Annotated in this window: 18 protein-coding genes; all 18 read right to left on the reverse strand. The window is 37.7% G+C overall.

Annotation, left to right across the window (positions count from 1 at the left end; translation table 11 throughout):
- Nucleotides 1-128: 128 nt before the first annotated feature.
- Nucleotides 129-860 carry a metallophosphoesterase family protein gene (locus tag IGK91_RS07150; RefSeq protein WP_010719028.1) on the reverse strand — a complete coding sequence of 244 codons (732 nt, stop codon included), beginning with the start codon at nt 858-860 and terminating at the stop codon, nt 129-131.
- 230 nt (nt 861-1,090) lie between these two features.
- Complete coding sequence (locus IGK91_RS07155) at nt 1,091-2,032, reverse strand: rhodanese-related sulfurtransferase (RefSeq protein ID WP_081123284.1); 942 nt, start codon at nt 2,030-2,032, stop codon at nt 1,091-1,093.
- Between the two features lie 306 nt (nt 2,033-2,338).
- A complete protein-coding gene (locus IGK91_RS07160) occupies nt 2,339-2,710 on the reverse strand; it encodes a VOC family protein (protein WP_010719026.1) in 372 nt (123 codons plus the stop codon).
- 238 nt (nt 2,711-2,948) lie between these two features.
- The gene (locus IGK91_RS07165; protein WP_010719025.1) at nt 2,949-4,340 is read right to left on the reverse strand and encodes an L-cystine transporter; all 1,392 of its coding nucleotides are present in this window, start codon (nt 4,338-4,340) and stop codon (nt 2,949-2,951) included.
- A gap of 215 nt (nt 4,341-4,555) precedes the next feature.
- Nucleotides 4,556-4,951 (reverse strand): DUF1149 family protein, encoded by a 396-nt coding sequence (locus IGK91_RS07170; protein WP_010719024.1) that lies wholly within the window; start codon nt 4,949-4,951, stop codon nt 4,556-4,558.
- A 50-nt stretch (nt 4,952-5,001) separates the two neighbouring features.
- Nucleotides 5,002-5,625: an HAD-IA family hydrolase gene (locus tag IGK91_RS07175; RefSeq protein WP_025480503.1), complete on the reverse strand. Its 624-nt coding sequence runs from the start codon at nt 5,623-5,625 to the stop codon at nt 5,002-5,004.
- 54 nt (nt 5,626-5,679) lie between these two features.
- Complete coding sequence (locus tag IGK91_RS07180; protein ID WP_010737689.1) at nt 5,680-6,348, reverse strand: 2,3-bisphosphoglycerate-dependent phosphoglycerate mutase; 669 nt, start codon at nt 6,346-6,348, stop codon at nt 5,680-5,682.
- Nucleotides 6,349-6,357: 9 nt separating this feature from the next.
- The gene (locus IGK91_RS07185) at nt 6,358-6,795 is read right to left on the reverse strand and encodes a hypothetical protein (protein WP_081123285.1); all 438 of its coding nucleotides are present in this window, start codon (nt 6,793-6,795) and stop codon (nt 6,358-6,360) included.
- A gap of 54 nt (nt 6,796-6,849) precedes the next feature.
- On the reverse strand, nt 6,850-7,521 hold the full coding sequence (locus IGK91_RS07190; RefSeq protein WP_010737691.1) for a hypothetical protein: 672 nt from the start codon (nt 7,519-7,521) through the stop codon (nt 6,850-6,852).
- A 134-nt stretch (nt 7,522-7,655) separates the two neighbouring features.
- Complete coding sequence (locus IGK91_RS07195; protein WP_010719019.1) at nt 7,656-8,033, reverse strand: P-II family nitrogen regulator; 378 nt, start codon at nt 8,031-8,033, stop codon at nt 7,656-7,658.
- Nucleotides 8,030-8,803 (reverse strand): DUF1538 domain-containing protein, encoded by a 774-nt coding sequence (locus IGK91_RS07200; RefSeq protein WP_010719018.1) that lies wholly within the window; start codon nt 8,801-8,803, stop codon nt 8,030-8,032. The genes IGK91_RS07195 and IGK91_RS07200 overlap by 4 nt, the downstream gene beginning before the upstream one ends.
- Nucleotides 8,800-9,483, reverse strand: coding sequence for a DUF1538 domain-containing protein (locus IGK91_RS07205; protein WP_010737694.1), 684 nt, complete (start codon nt 9,481-9,483; stop codon nt 8,800-8,802). The genes IGK91_RS07200 and IGK91_RS07205 overlap by 4 nt, the downstream gene beginning before the upstream one ends.
- 349 nt (nt 9,484-9,832) lie before the next feature.
- Nucleotides 9,833-11,533 carry a DUF4091 domain-containing protein gene (locus IGK91_RS07210; protein ID WP_081123286.1) on the reverse strand — a complete coding sequence of 567 codons (1,701 nt, stop codon included), beginning with the start codon at nt 11,531-11,533 and terminating at the stop codon, nt 9,833-9,835.
- A complete protein-coding gene (locus tag IGK91_RS07215; protein WP_081123287.1) occupies nt 11,534-12,508 on the reverse strand; it encodes an alpha/beta hydrolase in 975 nt (324 codons plus the stop codon). It abuts the gene before it with no gap.
- Nucleotides 12,509-12,512: 4 nt separating this feature from the next.
- Nucleotides 12,513-13,877 (reverse strand): glycoside hydrolase family 1 protein, encoded by a 1,365-nt coding sequence (locus IGK91_RS07220; protein WP_034867044.1) that lies wholly within the window; start codon nt 13,875-13,877, stop codon nt 12,513-12,515.
- Nucleotides 13,867-14,754, reverse strand: a complete 888-nt coding sequence (locus tag IGK91_RS07225; RefSeq protein ID WP_081123288.1) for an ROK family protein — start codon at nt 14,752-14,754, stop codon at nt 13,867-13,869. The genes IGK91_RS07220 and IGK91_RS07225 overlap by 11 nt, the downstream gene beginning before the upstream one ends.
- Nucleotides 14,755-14,767: 13 nt before the next feature.
- Nucleotides 14,768-16,120, reverse strand: coding sequence for a PTS sugar transporter subunit IIC (locus IGK91_RS07230; protein WP_010737699.1), 1,353 nt, complete (start codon nt 16,118-16,120; stop codon nt 14,768-14,770).
- A 10-nt stretch (nt 16,121-16,130) separates the two neighbouring features.
- A complete protein-coding gene (locus IGK91_RS07235; protein ID WP_430605271.1) occupies nt 16,131-18,338 on the reverse strand; it encodes a glycoside hydrolase family 3 N-terminal domain-containing protein in 2,208 nt (735 codons plus the stop codon).
- Between the last annotated feature and the right edge of the window lie 414 nt (nt 18,339-18,752).

The raw sequence follows: 18,752 nt of genomic DNA on the forward strand, positions 1-18,752 counted from the left end.
TTGATAACAGTACTTATAGCAGCTCTTAGCAAAACAAATCAATCACACTAAAAATCCCCTATAATAGTTGAGGAATTTGAGTTTCCTCAATACTTTTATAAGGAATCATGTACTGTTATCCTGATCCATTAATTTCCTTGCCACGGTCCTTCAGTGTTTTGATACTCAATGTCTTGAACGATACCAGTTTCATCAAAAACCACACCATGCATCGATCCACCAAAGACTGCTCCACCGTCAATTCCGATTTTCTTATCGTGAATCCATAAATCTGTCGTTTCCATATCTCCGTGTAGCATAGGGGTAATGGTATGACCAAAAACGATTGTTTTTCCTGTATTATTTTTACCTTCATGGAAAGGTTCGCGAATCCAGATGAAATCATGAGGGTTTGTATCATGCCAATCTTTTTTAGTTAAGTCAACCCCTGCATGGACAAAGAGATAATTATGCCATTCATAATAAAGCGGCCGCTCACATAAAAAATCAATCAGTTCGCCATATCGTGAGCGAATCATCAACGCAATCTCTGTGGGCGAATACTCTTCAGTTGACCCAGGGTGTAAAAGACTGTCAAATGTTTCTTTGCCACCATTCCGTAAATAGGGCTCATACCAGTCTTCAGGACTTTGGAGGAACTGCAAAAAGTACTCTTCGTGGTTTCCTCGAAGATAAATCGCGTTATTTTCTTTGACTAGCTGCATACCTAGTAAAAAACACTCTTTCGTATTAGGGCCTCTATCATTCAAATCCCCCATCAATACTAATTGATGATTTAATGGATCAAATTCGTTGACCAATTTTTTAAAGAGATCGTATTTTCCATGAACATCGCCAATCGCATACACCCACTTTTTCATGATGAAACTCTCCCTTTCCATTGTAGTATAACGTATCTTTCGCATAGATTAACACTTATCGAAAAGGTTTTTCCCTTTCCTATACTGATTTTCTCAATAAAAAGAAAAAAAGACAAGCCAAAAATAAAGATAGCAAAGGAATTCCCTTATTCACTCAGCGCTCAACTAGAGCTAGGTGATTGGAGAACAGCTTCTCCTGCTATGTTTATTTTTCAGCTTGTCACTAAATGCTAGTTAAAAAAAGCAGCTAATTTTTCTTCTACTTCTTTTTCAGACAGTTGATGCTCTTTGATGTAGCGGTTTTGTGGATGTTTTGCGCATTCGATCGAACAAGAACCTAAATGTTTTTCTTCATTTTCAACAGAAGTCAACATCTGACGATTGCATTCAGGATTGCCACAATTGATGTAGCGTTCGCAAGGCGTACCGTCGAACCAATCTTTGCCTACGATTCGTTTATCCACTTGATTGATATCAACTGCAATACGTTCATCAAACACATACATCTTACCATCCCACAATTTTCCTTGAACTTCAGGGTCTTTTCCATAAGTTGCGATCCCGCCGTGTAGTTGACCAACATCTTTGAAGCCTTCACGGACTAACCAACCAGAAAATTTTTCGCAACGAATCCCACCAGTACAATAAGTAACCACTCGTTTTTCCATAAATTCTTCTTTATGATCACGGATCCATTTAGGGAGTTCCCTAAAGCTTCTAATATCAGGACGAACAGCCCCACGAAAATGTCCTAGATCATACTCGTAATCATTTCTGGCATCAATGACAACAGTATCTTCATCTAAAATTGCCTCTTTGAATTCTTTTGGTGAGAGATAATCTCCTGTCAATTCGTGAGGATCGATATCGTCTTCTAATTTCAAAGAAACAAGTTCTGGTCGTGCACGAACAAACATTTTCTTAAATGCGTGGCCTTCACTTGGATCAATTTTAAAAAATGTATCAGCAAAACGCTCATCTTGATGCATCATCGCCATATATTTTTCAGTTTCTTCGATCGTTCCAGACAATGTGCCGTTGATACCCTCTTTGGCAACTAAGATTCTTCCTTTTAAATTCAACGATTTACAAAAGGCTAAATGTTCCTTCGCAAATTGCTCTGGGTCTTCAATGGTTGTGTAGTTGTAATAAAGTAATACTTGGTAATCCATGTTTTCTTTCCTTCCTTCTCTTCTCTTCTCTCCAGAATAGTATAAAAAAAGTAAGGTTCGTTTGACGATATTTATGCTTGTGTATTTATGTTCAAACTCTTCAGTTAACATAATATAATTATCGTTTTTTAATTTAGGCAAACTTTACTATATAAAAGATGGAATAAGATGACCTCAACGATGGAATGACCATTTACATAAACTAGGTTCTACCAAGTGAAAAACACCCACTCTACTAGTCGCTAAACATGACCTGTTTAACTACTAGTAGAATGAGTGTCTGAAGACTACCTTCAAATCATTTCTTTATTTCCCTGTTACTGCAAAATAATTACCATCAGGATCGGCAAAATTAAATACGTATTCTTCACCTAACTGGACTAATTCGCCTAATACCGTACCTTGTGCTTGCATTTTCTTATATAAATCAAAAATATCATCGCTATAAAACATCAAGGATGGGGAACTTCCAGCAACTTCTGGGGAATGTTGTTCAATGAATTCCCGATCGTATAAGACAAGTGAAGTAGTCGCCTTCTCTGATTGGGCGATTTCTACAACCAGTGTGCCATCCATTTCTTGACGATCTAATTCTTTGAATCCAACGGCAGTCCAAAAATCAACGTTTTTTTTCACATCATCAACATATAACATGATTTTCATTTCATTGGTAAACATGTAAATCCTCCTACATTTCTTCTTTTTAGAAGTCATAAGCTTAACTATTTTAGCATACGGAGATCGGAAAAGCTATCTTCACTCCATCTTTATACTCTTATACTTGCCCTTATTGTCATAGTTTTTGGAGTGGATGGAATCTCGTTTTCACTTTTCGGAATAAAATAGATTCTCTGTATCAATCGCTTATAAAAAAACAGATCCCGTCTCAAAGACGAAATCTGTTTTTGGCTTATAACTAAGCATTGACATCAATGACTTTTGAATCATCTTTGATTGCTTCACGATCCAAGTCCTTAATTCTAGCACTTGTGACAATCCCGGCAACCATACTGCCACTGACGTTAGTTGCTGTTCGAGCCATATCAATCAATGGTTCTACTGAGATAACTAAGCCAACGATGGCAACTGGCAAATTCATCGCCCCTAAGACGATCAATGAAGCAAACGTTGCGCCACCACCAACACCGGCTACACCAAATGAGCTGATCGTGACGATTGCAACTAACATCAAGATAAAGCCAATACTAAAAACATCAATTCCAGCAGCTGGAGCAACGATCGTGGCTAGCATCGCTGGATACACACCTGCACAGCCGTTTTGCCCAATTGATAAACCAAAACTGGCTGAAAAATTCGCTGTTGCTTCATCCACACCTAACGCTTTGGTCTGTGTTTCGATATTCAATGGCAATGCCCCTGCACTTGAACGTGAAGTAAAAGCAAAGCTCAATACTGGAAAAGCTTTTTTAAAGTAATCAAACGGATTGACTTTCACTGAAAGCAAGATCAATGAATGAACAATCAAGACTGCTAGTAAAGCAACATATGAAGCAAGTACGAATTTTCCTAAATTGATAATGGCAACAAAATCACTAGTAGCCATCACATTCGTCATCAACGCAAAGACGCCATATGGAGTCAAACGTAAAACTAAGGTAACGATACGCATAACGATTTTATATAAACTATCAATCAAATTGGCAAAAAATTCTGCTTCTTTCGGTGCTTTTCTTTTGACTCCTAGATAAGCAATCCCGACAAATGCAGCAAAAATCACAACACCGATCGTACTTGTTGCACGTGTACCAGCTAGATCAGCAAAGACATTTTTAGGGATGAATGATAATATTTGTTGCGGAATCGTTAATCCTTGGATACTCTCTTGGCGAGTGGCTAATTCCGAGATTCGAGCTGTTTCTGCTGCGCCCTCGGTAAACTTCGCTCCTTGAAGACCAAATAATATGGTTGTACCGATTCCAATCAATGCAGCAATTGCTGTTGTTGCAAGCAGTGAGGTTAATACTGTTGCACTGATTTTACCTAATTTTTCAGAAACTTTCATTTTTGTAAATGCGCCAACGATCGAGACGAATACTAATGGCATAATCAGCATTTGTAAGAAGCCGACATAGCCTTCACCTACGATATTGATCCATTCCATTGATTGACTGATGACTTGGTTATCTACTCCAAAAATCAATTGTAATAAGCCACCAAATACGATTCCGATAGCTAGAGCTGTATAAACCCTTGTTGAAAATTTTGCATGGCGCTTTTGCATGCGATAAAAAACATATAATAATACCGCAAAAACTAGAACCACTAAAACTGTGATGAGTGTTGTCATTTTACTCCTCCTCTAATTTTTAATGACAAGTCCATCTAAGGAAGTAAAGGTTCCCGAAAATGATTCTTCAATCATTTTCCTGAAAATATTTTTTTCAGCGACTCGTTCATTCTAGACTATTTATGTAAAAAATACATTCGTTTTGCTTACAATTAGTAATAGAAAAAAACCAGTAGTGATAGCCTTTGACTATCACTACTGGTTTTAAGCACGTTTTATGCTTCGTTTTCTTCTTTTTCAGATTGAAAATTTAGTTTCACGCCTGGTTGATCCAATGCAATCTCAGTTATTTCATAGGCCATTCGTTTGACGATGTCAAATAATGGCGCAACTAGCTCATCCACTTCTTCTTGTGTGACATCATTTTGTCCTTCAATCTTTCGATTAAGGATATGGTTAATTTGACTCACGCTTCCTGATAAAACATATGTATCAAAGACTAAGCGAAATTCTAAACGTGCCCCTACGATACTGTGTTCTTTCGGATAGTTCTCAATCGTCTCTTTCAGAGGAGAAAATCCTACTTTTAAATCTGTTTCAACTTCTTGATCAGGCCTTTTAAAATCATAGTGAAATGCCTCTACTACTTCTTTTTGTCTTTTGATTTCCATTTGATCACTCCTTATTCAAATTATAACATACCTCACTTTGAAAGAGGATACTATTTTATTGCTTTCTCCTTGATATCAAGGATTTTTAAGAGATCATCTACAACATAATCGGCAGGAATATCTTGTAAAAAATGATCAATATCATACAAACAAGTCAAGACTCCTGCGTTCTTACCAGCTTCTATATCTAAACGACGATCACCAATCATGATCGTTTCCGACTTTTTCAATTGATGTCTTTGGATCAAATCATTTAATGAGTCGGGCGCTGGCTTACGAGGAAAATTCCGATCAATCCCGATGACTTCTTCAATCAAATCAGCTAGATCAAACTGCTCAAGTAATCCCCATGTCGAGGTTGAGAGTCGATGGGTCAAAATAAAATGCTTTGCACCTTGGCTTTTCAATAATCGTAACACTTCTTGGGTACCTGCAAAAGGCTTGGAAATTTTCTGACTCGCTGCTTCATAACGATGAAACAAAGGTGTAAATTGTTCTTCTGGTAATTGGTATTCTTTGATTAGTTGACGGGTGGAAAATTTCTTCATAATCGGATAAATCGTTTCTTGATCCGCTAAGATACCTAACGCAGCCATTGCTTGAAGCGCTCCATCGACCATGGCTGGATAAGTATCAAATAATGTTCCATCAAAATCCCAAACATAATTTTTTATCATCGTAACTTCTTTCCTTTAAATCTATTCATATTCCCACAAAACATGTCCCTCTTATAACAATTCTTTTCCGAGGATTTCTAACTCTTTATTTAAAGTGTATTGAATCGGTTGCGCATTCGGGATATCAATCGTATCCAACTGATTTTCTGGTACATCTTCTAAGTATTTCGTTAACGCACGTAAGCTATTCCCATGTCCAACCACTAAGACATTTTTACCACCTAATAAGTGTGGTGCAAGTTCATCTTGCCATAAAGGAACCACGCGCTCAACTGTCATCTCTAAGCTTTCACCATGGGAGAGCAAACGTGGATCTAAAGAATCATAGCGTCGATCAAAATGGTTTTCTGATACGAGTGGCGGAACTTCTCGATAGCCACGACGCCATTTTTTGACTTGTTCTTCGCCATATTCTTTTTTCATCTCCGTTTTATTTTTACCAACTAATGCCCCATAATGTCGTTCATTTAACCGCCAAGTTTTTTGGACGGGAAGATACAATTGATTCATTTCTTCTAAAGCTAACTGTGACGTTTTGATTGCTCTTTTTAGTACAGATGTATAAACGATATCAAAAACCAATCCTTGCTCATTCATTTTTCGTCCAGCTTCCGTTGCTTGTTGCATCCCCTTTTCAGTTAGCGCAACATCTAACCAGCCAGTCCAATAATTTTGAAAATTGGCTTCACTTTCACCATGTCGTAATAAGACTAACTTCATCCTCTTCACCTAGACTTTCGTTTCAAATTGGGTACCGCATTTTTGACAAGTCACTCGAATTCGTCCTTTACCTCGTGGCGCTCTTTGCTTTTGGTGACAAGTAGGACAAGAAAAAAACGTGTACTCCATCACTTTCTTTGAATTTTTTGGCTTTCTCAACTGAGAAAACCATAATTTTATTTGATTCGATTTTTCGATGAATTTCCGATTTTCATTTATTCTTACATAGATTTTCTTCGATAACAATCGAAATACGATTAGACCGAGTAATCCCCAAAATAAGAAATAACCGATTGAAAAAGGAAGTAAAAATTGAAACAGACGAAAGAATAGTGCCAGAATCAACAATACTTGGTTCAACGAATCAAATGTTGCATAACGTCCTTGCATCACTTGGTTGTATTTTCTTTTGTATTCAATCAAGCGTCTTAACCAAATTTGTGCCATCGTAACTCCTCCTGTTGCTCTTATTATGGCAAAAAAAAGCAAAAAGAAAAAGCTTTAATTCGCTTTTTCCATTGTTAATTGATGAAGTGCATTCCGATTCTTCATAAAGTCAATCACGATGACTTTCTTTTCCTGCGCTCTTTGGACGACACGAAATGTATCCGCTAACGGTAACGTGAGCTTTCTAGAAGGCACTTCCTTCAAGCGAACAAATCGGCGAATCAGCGTTAAGAATTGTGTTAATTGAATCGATGTATGAACTAAATCAGGATATTTTTTTAATAATTGAGTTGTCTTTAATAAATGGCGTTTTTTACCAATTTCACTTAAAAAACTTTTTAAGATTTTTTGTTGCCGTTGAAAAATTGAAAACGAATCTTTCTCATCAATTTTATAACGCATTTGTCTTTGAAGTTCACTGACCGTTAACTGTATCAACTGGCCGTTCTCCTTGATTATCAAGCCATTTGGAAATAGCTCTGTTACTGCCTGATCCCAACTTGTCAATGAAAGCTCAAGATAATCTTTCACAGGTAAATCAAGTTCTCTATTAAAAAAGAGCAAAAGTGCAGTTAACCCTTCTGATTGATAGATTTCTCCTAGTGTTTGACCTTCTAAATGAAACTCTGGCGAAAAATGCAACAAAGTTTTCCCCTTGTTTAACTGAACATAAAGAAAGGTCGAACGGTTGATGACTTGATCCTTTAGCACCACTAAAAAATTCATTTTTCTCCCCCTTTATCATTTTTAACATAGCATATTTTTAAAAAGTTGTCTGGTAAAAGAGGAGGGTTTCATAAAAATTTAGTAATTCATCAAATTCTCCTTAAAACAATGAAACCACCTGAGCGATTGCAGATTCACTCCTCTTTTTCCATCAATTCTTTCATCTCGATCACTTCCCGATATTGGTGGATTTTAGTGATCCCAATGACTTTATCGACATCAATACTAAAACAGATACCATTTCCTGGCACATCAATGTTGATTCCCTGACCAATCGTCTCCATGACTTGATTGGTTAAACTATCGGGTACGAGGGTTAACACAATATCTTTTTCAGGGGAGATTTCCAGACCTAAAAAATTACTAGAATCATGAATCCCTGATCCACGCCCATGGAGTATCGTACCTCCAGCTGCTCCGGCGGTTTTTGAAAACTTAATCACTTCGTACCCCATTCCCCCATCAACAATCGTGACGATCATATTCAGATTCAACGCTACAGGATCTTTCATTTTTTTCCCTCCAACTGTTGTAATTTGTGTTTGGCTTGTTTATCTTTTTCATCTTTCCTTTTGTAGATATAGCCTAGAACCAATGTCGATAATATGGGCGTCAATGCAATCATAGCCACTACTCCAAATCCATCAATAATCGGATCTCTTCCTTCAATTTGCGTGGCGATTGCCACACACATCGATAAAATGAACGTGGAACACATGGGACCAGTCGCTACCCCTCCGTTATCAAATGCCATAGCAAGAAAAATTTTATCAACCTTGCGTCCTAAAATGAAAGCTAAGCCATATCCTGGAATCAAAAAATAGTAGAGAGAAAAACCAACTAATAAACGCCACATAGATAACCCAACTGCTAAGCCAATCCCAATAGAGATGACTGCTAACATGATTTTTGCTTTGATTCTTCCCTCACTCAATTCTTCCACTTGTTTAACCATGACATGGATCGCTGGTTCTGCGAAACCAACTAAAAACCCCATCAAGAACCCTAAAGGTATCAAAAGCTGATTATGTTCTAAACTAGCAAGTACACTACCTAGATGTTGTCCAACAGGAACGTAAGCCAGATCGACACCATGCAGGAATAAGATCAATCCGACAGTAGTGATCAAAAAGCCCTTGATAATAGCCCAGAAACGTTCTTTACTCATCTGAAAGCTCAGGAAGTTCATGACTAAGAATAATAGTATGATCGGCGATATGGCGATTAATACCTCATAGGAAATGATTTCTATCCCCGAGAATAATTCTTGGACTATCTTCATTGAAAAATCACCCCTAAAATCATTACTGCCAGAATTGGACCTAAAGATGCAATCCCAACCATCCCAAAGCTATCATTGGCACTCGTTTCTTGACGAATCATACTAGTCAGTCCGCCAGCTAATGCTAGAATAAAAGGAACAGTAATCGGTCCAGTCGTAACGCCTCCAGAATCAAAAGCAATCGGCATAAATTCATTACTTGTAAAAAATGAAGCGACTAATACACCAACATAACCAATCGCCATCAATTGATAATAAGATAATTTGAAGACAACCCGTAACAGAGCAAACGCTAAAAAGACACCTGTGCCAACGCTTACAATTCCAATTAACAAAACTCGGCCAATCTTTCCTTCAGAAATCTGATTGACTTGTTGTCCCAACACTTGAACGGAAGGTTCTGCGATCGTGATTACAATTCCAATCATAAATCCTAAAGCAATGAGGATTGTGAGACTTTTCTTTTTGATCATATATTTTCCCACTAATCGCCCGACTTCCATCATCGAATAATCGGCGCCAAATAAAAATAGTGTCATGCCAATCATCATAATCCCTGCCCCAAACAAAAAAGAAATCATTTCATCTGAGTCAAGCGGTGCGAAAATAAAAGTTAAAATAACAATTAAAAGCGTCATTGGTAAAATGGCGATAACAACTTCTTTTAAATTTTTTAGCATATATCCTCCTCCTTTACTCTATTTTACCTGATTCCTTCACAAGTTACGAGCAGAACAGGTAAACGCTGTTATTTTTTTCAATAAAAAAATACTCAAATATGACATTACCGTAAAAAGAAGCCAAATTGAGCGAAAATCAAACTTGGTTTCGGCTCCTTTGGCTTCTCTTTATGTTATAAGCAACAATGTCTCAAATCAAGAATGAAAAATCAGAACGAACTTTTCAAATTTTGGGGCTTGATTTTAAAAGAAAGGCATGTTATTTAGCAAGGTGATCAAAAAGCGTCTGGAACTAAGAGTCTCTTCTTGTTTCACCTGTGGGAAGTAACCACAAAACAAGTACTCAGCTCTAAGACAAGGAAGCAATCAATTGTTTTCGAAATGCTTCGTATTCGTCTGCCTGTTGATTAAACAAACGTTGGTTGCTTGTGTGGCTATCTTTCATCCATTCTTTTGGTTCACTGCTGCCTAGAAATGCATCTAACAATTGTTGTGTGACAATCGGATTCTTTTTCACTGCTTCTTTGACCAGGTAAAAATCTTCAATTCCTCTTTGCAATTGTTTGTAACGTAAAGACAACAATAACTGTCCAGAATAGCTAGGATAAATGAGACAAGTATCACCGATCGGTAACGAACTAGTATTATAGCGGATATCTTCTCGCACATTTTCTGGCCAGCAATTATATGCCCAACGCAGCATACCATCTGTTTTGAAGCAATGCGCTAAAATTCCTTGGATACGAGTCTCTAGTAATGAGCTGTGTAAAAAGGTATTCGGACGATCAGGATAATTACAAATATAATATTGTGTCTTTCCTGGATGGCTTTGTGTTAACTGCTGATAATGGTTGCACGTACAATAAAAAGAAGTGACCGGAAAATCGACATCTGGCAGCAATTGTTCCAAGACGTTTTCTTTATCAAAAGCGACTTTTATCTGAACACTAGTATCCACTGACTTTAATTCTGCTAATGAAGCTTTAAAGGTGTCTATTTCGTGAATCTTCGGCTCATCAGAGATAATCCTGACTTTGTCCCATACCCCAATCTCTTTGAAATGCTCAAATAATTGGTTGAAATAGGACTTCAATTCATTTTTGTTTTCGATGAATCCGATATTTTGCAAGACTTCATCAAAATAGCGAACCACAATTTTTTCAGGGTAATCTAACTGTTGGATCAATGGGAAGAATGGTACTTGCCACACACCTAACAAACCAAAGACGTTGATTTCTTGATCGATACCTGCTTCTGCCATCGTTTGAAGATAGCGATCTAAAATGGTGAAATCACACGTCAATTCTCCTTTGAGATCCTTCTTGACTTTGATCATTGAATACTCATAGAGATTCGCTGGATAGTCTTTGACGATATAATTGAACCAACCTTTCCAAGGGATCTCGCCTGCGATAACCGTTACCGATTTTTGCCCAATAGCTGCTAAACTGGCAGCCATTTCGCGAATCAATCGGAAATGAGTCTCACTCCAAAGTGGGACTTGAAAACTTCTCGCTAAATTAGACGGTTGTTGCCAGATGTCCAAATTAAATTTCTGAGTCACGTTATCTGGAAAACAATAATCTGAAACGTCAATCATTAATTTTTTCGTCACTACTTCTTCGTCACCGGCTGTCAAATATGAACGGTAAACTGTTATTTCTAGTGAATAGCTGCCAGACTTGATTTCAGTATCCAAAGGAAATTCCAGATAAATTGGCGCATAACGATCGCCTGAATAAGTTTTCACTGTTTGTTCTAACAACTTATCAGCATACAATATATCTTCGTTGCCTAAATAATAGTCAATAAATTGAGCTTTTACTGGTAACGAGGATTCGATAGCGATACGATAAATCGGTATCTCAATAGCATCTGGTATCGAAAATTCATTCGATAGTACGAAATGGTTTTTTCGCCCGTCATGAAGTAGTAACTGACAAGCATTTTTACTGTTCTTATAAAAAGTTAACTCCGTAAGTTCCTGAGGCTGTTCAGCCGTCAGACGATTGGTCGCTTTATAACTTTCATGGACAAGGTAAGCTTGCATTCAATGCTCCTCCTTTGGTCGATTCAATCCATCGATCAATTGTTCAAATCGTTCATTCGTCATTTGATCTGGAATCATTCGCCGCAATTGCTTTAAATTAAGTCTTTTTACTAATTTGAAACGACTAGGATCTTGCCAGCCAGGGAAAAATCGTTGGAGAACTTGCTGATTTTCTGACTCTTTTACGAGTTGAAAAATCGGTATGTCGATGATCTCTCTGGTCGATAATTCGTTGCCTTTTTCTTGTTCTTCCCACTGTGATTCCATCCATTCCATCGCAAATGGAAACCAGCGAGCAAAACGTTCGTCTGTCACTTCATCAGATGTGCGGTACCACTTAGTTGCCAAAGAAAGTCCATGAGGTCCTTTTTGAAAAATATGTGATTCAAAAGGAACATCATTTTCTTCTAACGCACGTAAATATAGTAAGGAATTTTCGATAGGAACGATCGAATCTTCAAATGTGGAGAATAAAAACGTCGGCGGCGTATCACTCGTCACGCATTCTTCAAAAGAAGGAGCCGAAATACCCATGACCTCTGAAAAAGAAGCGAGGATAGCTGGATAACCTAATAAACATAGAGCGGGTTTAGTCGCTAACATTGTCGACATGGCTGCTGCTAAATGCCCACCTGCTGAAAAGCCAATGACCGCAATCTTATGACGATCAATCTGCCATTCTTCCGCACATTCTTGAAGTAATTCCATTGCTTTTTGTCCATCAGACAATGCTTTTTGAAAATGACGATGTTCTCCTACATGATAATGTAAAACACCTGCATGATAGCCCTTTGACAGAAAGCTTAATGCGATCGGTTCCCCTTCTCTTTCACTACAAAAAGAATACCCACCCCCAGGAATTACTAAAATAAACGGACGTTGTTCGATTGGCTGCGATTCAAACAATTCTTCTTGTAAGTAAAGCTTGAGACCGGTATTTGCCTTGCGATCAAAAATAATTTCTTTTGTTCTCATTGCTTCATTCTCCTAAGCCATTTTCCTCAATCACTTGTTGATACCAATAAAAGCTATCCTTTTTATACCGTGCTAAATCGAGTAACTCTTCATCGGTCCGATTGACATAGATAAATCCGTACCTTTTATTGATTCCTTCATGGGTACTGATCAAATCAATCGCACTCCATGGGCAATAACCGATCACCTCAACGCCATCTTCAATCGCTAAAGCCATTTGCTGGATGTGTTGATGTAAATAATCAATTCGATAATCATCATGGATTTTCCCGTCAATGAGTTGTTCTGATGCACCGATCCCATTTTCTGTCACCAAGAGTGGTAAGCGATAGCGAGAATAAATTTCATTTAAAGTAAAACGAAACCCTTCTGGATCAATAGGCCAGCCAAATTCCGTCATTGGTAAATGTGGATTTTCGACTGTTTGAAAGAATCCTGGAATCCCAAAACCGGATTGCTGATCTATTTTTTGTTCTTTAGCAAAATAACTGGAGACGGTCATTGTATTATAGTAGTTAAAAGCAATGTAGTCTCCTGTTCCTTCTGCTAAAATCGTTTGATCTTCTGCAGTAATCACTGGTGCCGCACCAATCTTCTCTAATAAGTGCCAAGCATTATGATTGTACTTCCCAAAAACAGCAACATCTAAAAAGAGCCAATTTCTAAGCGCACTCATATATAAAGCGGCCATCTGATCCTCTGGTTTATCTGAAGCAGGATACACACTGGCGATGTTAGGTGCTGGTCCAATTTTGCCGTTATAATTCCCTTTGTGGTAATTACTGGTCACGAGGGCTTGTGCGACTAACATATGATGGTTTTCTTGGAATTTTTCTTTCATACTTTTATTACTTGTCCCAATTACAGAACCAGCCAATGCCATGACATTTTGTTCATTGATTGTTTGCCAAAGTGGAACATCTTGCCCAAAATGGTCAAATAATACCTGACAATAATCCGCAAAAGCTTGAATCGTTTCTCTATTTTCCCAACCACCTTTTTCGGCAATGGACGCAGGCAAATCAAAATGGAAAACAGTTACGATTGGTTGGATATCATTTTCTTTCAATAACTCAATCAAACGTTTGTAAAAAGCAATACCAGCTGGATTCACTTTTCCATTAGGCATTACACGACTCCATGAAATCGAAAAACGATAAGCTTTTAGTCCTAACTCTTTAAATAAACGGACATCTTCTTCCAATCGATGGTAGTGGTCAGAGGCAACTTTAAAATCAGTCGTTCCTTCTGGGATAGACTTGATATCCTGAACAGATGGTTCTTTCCCCTCTTCATTCCAAGCGCCTTCTACTTGATAAGCACTGGTAGAAGCTCCCCATAAAAAATCTGTTGGAAATTTATTTTTCATCTTCATTCTCCTTTATGGCCGCACCAATTAAATTGGCGTCTGCTTGAAATTTTGCTGCTTCAATCGTCATTGGTTGTAATGTTTTTTTGATGATTGGCGCTACTGTAAACAGCTCTCGATAAGCTTGTTGAATCGTCTGGACCAAATATTCTTGTTGACTGATTCCTCCACCAATGACGATCTCTTCAACATCTAGCAGCGTTTGAACATTGAAACAAAGAAAAGCAACCTGTTTACAATAATCATGAAATAAAGCTTTGGCTGACTCATTCTCACTGTCTTTTAAGGCAGCAAAGACCTGTTCGCCCTCGTCGTCTACTTTTAATAATTCAGCTAATTGTTTGATCAACCAAACAGCCGACAGTCCCATACCTACAAACGAGTCTTGACCAGTAATCTGACGATCACGGATCATAAAGCTAATTTCACCGGCTTGCATGTGCGTTCCTTTATAAAGCTGTCCATTGATACAAATGCCCATGCCAACTCCAGTTCCCAAAATAATTGCTGCGGCTTGTTGGATCCCTTTTAAATTGCCATATTTCATTTCACAGGAAGTAGCAGCTTTGGCATCATTTTCAACGAACACTTCGAAATTCTCCAACTCTAAAAACGATTGCAATTGGAGTTGATCCAGATAAGGAACAGCACCGCCGAAGCGAACTGTCCCAGACTGATCAACCGATCCAGGTACTGAAAAAGCAATTTTATGGAATGATTGGATCTCTTGATAGTCACGAATCATTTGTGATAATAATCGTTGAAATTGCTCTTTGTCTGAAGGTGTTGGAAAACGCTTTTTAAAAGAAACTTCATTCTGAGAAATCAGAGCGGTCTTGATCATCGTCCCTCCAATATCAATCCCTAAAACGACCATTTGCTCTCCTCCATTATGCTTGAACTTCTTCTGCAATCACACCAGCCATCTTTTCTTTTGCTTCCTTAGCTTCGGCTTCTGCTTTTAATTCTAATTCATACTCTTTTTTGTCAGCAATCTTGATAAATGGATACCACATCAAGATCCCGATACCCATGCAAATAACCATCAAGATTGTATAATTTATTCCACCAGAAAGTGGCATCTTAACAAAAGTTGGTGTCGTCCAAGGCAATAAACTTATCATTGGGTTCAATGAAATCGGTAAAATGGTTGTGGTTAATCCCCACGTCACAAAGCCTGCGATCAACTGTGTAAAGACTTGTGGAATGAAAAACAATGGGTTTAAAATAATCGGCATACCAAACATCAAGGGTTCCGTAATGTTGAAAATGGCAGGAATCACGGATAATTTCCCAAGTTGTTTCATTTTGGCAGATTTACTACGAATCATAAAGAACGTCACAAATCCCATGAAGCCTGCAGCGTACATTCCCATGTAGATCACAGAAGGAATCAAGTAAGGCAAAGCTTCATTTTTTTGGAAAGCTGCGATATTTGAGACAACCATCGTCATACTGATTGCTCCTAATGGTCCTTGTAAAACTGCGTTGTGAATTCCAAAGAACCAAAGGACAGCTAATACTTCCATGATAATAATAATTGATAATGGACTAGCAACCAACGCGTTAAGCGGTGCATTGATCACATCGATAAAGAATTGGAAAATCGAGCCAGATTTTGTCAAACCAAATAAGATACGCAGAATAAATACAAAGACAAAGATGATTGTTACAACAAAGACCGGTGCCAATGATTGCGTAACCATCGGAGGTACGCTATCTGGTAATTTAAGCACAATATTTTTTTTCGATAGATAAGCATAAAGTTGAGTAACCACTAACGCAACGATCATTCCAATAAACAAGCCTTGTCCGCCTAAGAAATCTAAGCGTAATGCTGCAATCGTAGAGTCTACAGCCTCTCCATTTTGCATAGCCATTGTTGCGACAGTTTGAGGCATCAACATCACAAAACTAGCTAAAGAAATAATGGCTGCGTTTCGCTCATTCGTCCCCAGTTGTTTTGCATAAGAAAAAGCCAGACTATAAACGACATACAATGAAAATACCCCAGTTGCACCATTTGTAATAGCTTCTACATGTGGGTAAATACCTAATGAAGTCAAATAATCGATCCAACCAGGAATTGGGAAGTTCCCTACGATCGTAATCAGCGCAATCCCCAAAGTGATTGGACTCGTACGAATAAACCCTTCCATCAAAGCAGCTAACACTTTATTTTGTTGTAATTTTTGCGATAATGGTAATAACTTACTTCCTAAAAACGCTTCTAATTTTTCCATCGTAATCCCCCTATTGTTTATATTCCCATGTGGTAACACTTTCTAACCCGTCGACATTTAAATAAAAATGGTAGACACCTTCTTCTATCCAACTATTTCCATTATTATCAAAGATAGCTAAGTCAGAAATTGGAATATTGATTCTTGCTTGCTTTTCTTGATTTGCTTCTAAATAGATTCGCTGACTGCTGACCAATCGTTTTTCCGGTTGGACAATCGAAGCATATTCTTGATGAAGATAAAGATGTGTCACAGTTTCTGCTGAAACATCCGATCGATTTTTCACTAAATAATTGATCTCAATAAATTGGTCTTTTTGCTCACTTCTCAGTAATTGACTTTCGAATGAGGCGTAACTCATTCCCGCTCCAAATTTGAATAGCGGATCATTGGATTCATCGATATATTTTGAGACAAAACGCTCAGAATGATTGCTTGTTGATATTGGTCTGCCTGTGGAGGTCTGAGCATAATAAATCGGTAGTTGTCCTTCACTTCTAGGAAACGTCATCGATAGACGAGCAGAAGGACTGACTTTACCAGCAAGTAAATTAGCGATTCCGATCCCACCCATCGTTCCAGGAAACCAGACAAGTAATAAACTATCGAAATATTTTTCTATATCCGTTATGACTAGCGGTCGACCGGTATATAGTACGCCTATAATTGGTTTATTTAATTCATGTAATTTTTTGATCAAACGTTGTTGTTTTTTTGAAATCTGTAAGTGAGCTTTAGAAGCTCCTTCACCACTTTCGAGAAATTGTTCGCCAAATGTTAATACAATCACATCAGCCTTTTGAGAAATCTGGTAAGCTTCTTCCATTAATGATTCCTCTTCTGCAATTGGCCCATTCAATAATTCCATTCCTTTTTTCAGAGGTCCAAACCCATCATAAGAATCGAATAAATTGTATCCTTTAGCAAACATTAAGTGATCTGTCGCAAAATGGCGACTCAATCCTTCCTTCAAAGTAACCGTATCTTGTGGCTTTCCGCTGACTGAAGCCCAAAAACCTAAAGTGAGAGGACTTTCGCCGTATGGACCGATCACAGCAATTTTTTGATTTGGTACTAATGGAAGTGTGTCATTATTTTTTAAAAGAACACAACTTTTTTCAACCAACTCGACTGCTGCTTCTTTAGCTTTTTCGGTTAAGATTTCTCCAGTATTCACTTCTTCCAAGCCACGATAAGGATTTTCAAATAAGCCCAATTTATTTTTTAACATTAAAATACGCCACACCGCTTCATCGAGAAGTTGCATAAATCGTGGCTCTTGTACTAATTCAGACAGGTGATTGGCATAAATCGAAGTCATCATGTCTAAATCAACACCTGCAATGAGTGCCTTTTTGGCTGCATCTATTTCGTCTTTGGCATACCCGTGAGGAATCAGTTCTTTGATTGCTGCATAGTCTGAAACTAATACGCCATCAAAACCAAAGCGAGAACGTAAAATCTCTCGATTCAACCATTCATTTCCAGTTGCAGGAACTCCATTCAACAAATTAAAAGCAGTCATTACTAATTCACATTTTGCTTCAATTGCTGCTTGATAAGGCTGTAGATATTCATTGAAAAGCCGTTTATGGGACATATCTACAGCTTGATATTCCCGTCCTGCTTCCGGTGCTCCATAAGCTGCAAAGTGCTTCAGACATGCGGCTACATGTTTTTCTGGAATTTTTGTCTCACTATCTCCCTGATAACCATTGACGATACTTTTTGCAAACTCTTTCGCCGTATAAACATCTTCGCCTGGAGATTCCATAACCCTCCCCCAACGTGGATCACGCGCTAAATCTAACATTGGTGAAAACAAGACATGTAAGCCATTTAAATAACTTTCTTCTGCTGTTAACTTAGCTGCTTGTTGAATTAGCTCAAAATCGTAAGAACCAGCTTGAGCTAGAGGTATGGGGAAAATTGTCCGAAACCCATAGATGACATCTGACATAAACAACATGGGTATCTTGTGTTTACTTTTTGCTAAAACTTTTGTTTGTAGTTCTTTTAATTTTTGATGATCGTTGATATTATAAATAGAGCCAATCTCAAATACATCTAACTCTTGAGGTAATCCTAATTCTTCCATTGGCCCAGTATTCATCACATCATTTTCTGATAGAATACTTCCATTCAGTTGGATCATTTGTGCGATTTTTTCCTGAACAGATAATCGATCAAACAAAGCTTGTAACTGATCTGCTTCCATCGGCGCCTCATTTGTAACCGCTTTATATAACAGATTATAAAGAATAAAAAACGATTTTTATATAAAAATATTAGCGTTTATACCAAAATATTCGCGCTATACAAAATTTATTCGTGTAAAATAAAAAGAAAGAATTCGTCACAAGGAGTATTTACATTATGACTACCGATACGATTAAAATAACTATGGATTTATTGTACCGAAAATATCTGATTCCGATGCTATTATTTGATGAAAACGGATATCTCATCCATCCAAAAAATTTAGAAGACTTACCAATCACGATCAGTACCTATTTTCCATTTAGAAAAACAGAGCAGATCCAGCTTTACCATACAACATCCTATTTATACGGCTATTTTTGTTTTAAATCTGATCAAAAGGAATATCAGATGATCATTGGCCCTTGCGGTA

This window comes from Enterococcus sp. DIV1208, from assembly GCF_050530455.1.
In the GTDB taxonomy this organism is placed as follows: Bacteria; Bacillota; Bacilli; order Lactobacillales; family Enterococcaceae; genus Enterococcus_B; species Enterococcus_B hirae.

Bases quoted from the DNA above. Each gene is read 5' to 3' on its own strand.
- IGK91_RS07220 (WP_034867044.1), bottom strand. From the start codon at position 13,877: ATGAAAAATAAATTTCCAACAGATTTTTTATGGGGAGCTTCTACCAGT.
- IGK91_RS07165 (WP_010719025.1), bottom strand. From the start codon at position 4,340: ATGACAACACTCATCACAGTTTTAGTGGTTCTAGTTTTTGCGGTATTA.
- IGK91_RS07160 (WP_010719026.1), bottom strand. From the start codon at position 2,710: ATGTTTACCAATGAAATGAAAATCATGTTATATGTTGATGATGTGAAA.
- IGK91_RS07195 (WP_010719019.1), bottom strand. From the start codon at position 8,033: ATGAAAGATCCTGTAGCGTTGAATCTGAATATGATCGTCACGATTGTT.
- IGK91_RS07150 (WP_010719028.1), bottom strand. From the start codon at position 860: ATGAAAAAGTGGGTGTATGCGATTGGCGATGTTCATGGAAAATACGAT.
- IGK91_RS07235 (WP_430605271.1), bottom strand. From the start codon at position 18,338: ATGGAAGCAGATCAGTTACAAGCTTTGTTTGATCGATTATCTGTTCAG.
- IGK91_RS07190 (WP_010737691.1), bottom strand. From the start codon at position 7,521: ATGAATTTTTTAGTGGTGCTAAAGGATCAAGTCATCAACCGTTCGACC.
- IGK91_RS07200 (WP_010719018.1), bottom strand. From the start codon at position 8,803: ATGAAGATAGTCCAAGAATTATTCTCGGGGATAGAAATCATTTCCTAT.
- IGK91_RS07180 (WP_010737689.1), bottom strand. From the start codon at position 6,348: ATGAAGTTAGTCTTATTACGACATGGTGAAAGTGAAGCCAATTTTCAA.
- IGK91_RS07215 (WP_081123287.1), bottom strand. From the start codon at position 12,508: ATGAGAACAAAAGAAATTATTTTTGATCGCAAGGCAAATACCGGTCTC.
- IGK91_RS07155 (WP_081123284.1), bottom strand. From the start codon at position 2,032: ATGGATTACCAAGTATTACTTTATTACAACTACACAACCATTGAAGAC.
- IGK91_RS07185 (WP_081123285.1), bottom strand. From the start codon at position 6,795: ATGGCACAAATTTGGTTAAGACGCTTGATTGAATACAAAAGAAAATAC.
- IGK91_RS07170 (WP_010719024.1), bottom strand. From the start codon at position 4,951: ATGGAAATCAAAAGACAAAAAGAAGTAGTAGAGGCATTTCACTATGAT.
- IGK91_RS07225 (WP_081123288.1), bottom strand. From the start codon at position 14,754: ATGGTCGTTTTAGGGATTGATATTGGAGGGACGATGATCAAGACCGCT.
- IGK91_RS07205 (WP_010737694.1), bottom strand. From the start codon at position 9,483: ATGCTAAAAAATTTAAAAGAAGTTGTTATCGCCATTTTACCAATGACG.
- IGK91_RS07210 (WP_081123286.1), bottom strand. From the start codon at position 11,533: ATGCAAGCTTACCTTGTCCATGAAAGTTATAAAGCGACCAATCGTCTG.
- IGK91_RS07230 (WP_010737699.1), bottom strand. From the start codon at position 16,120: ATGGAAAAATTAGAAGCGTTTTTAGGAAGTAAGTTATTACCATTATCG.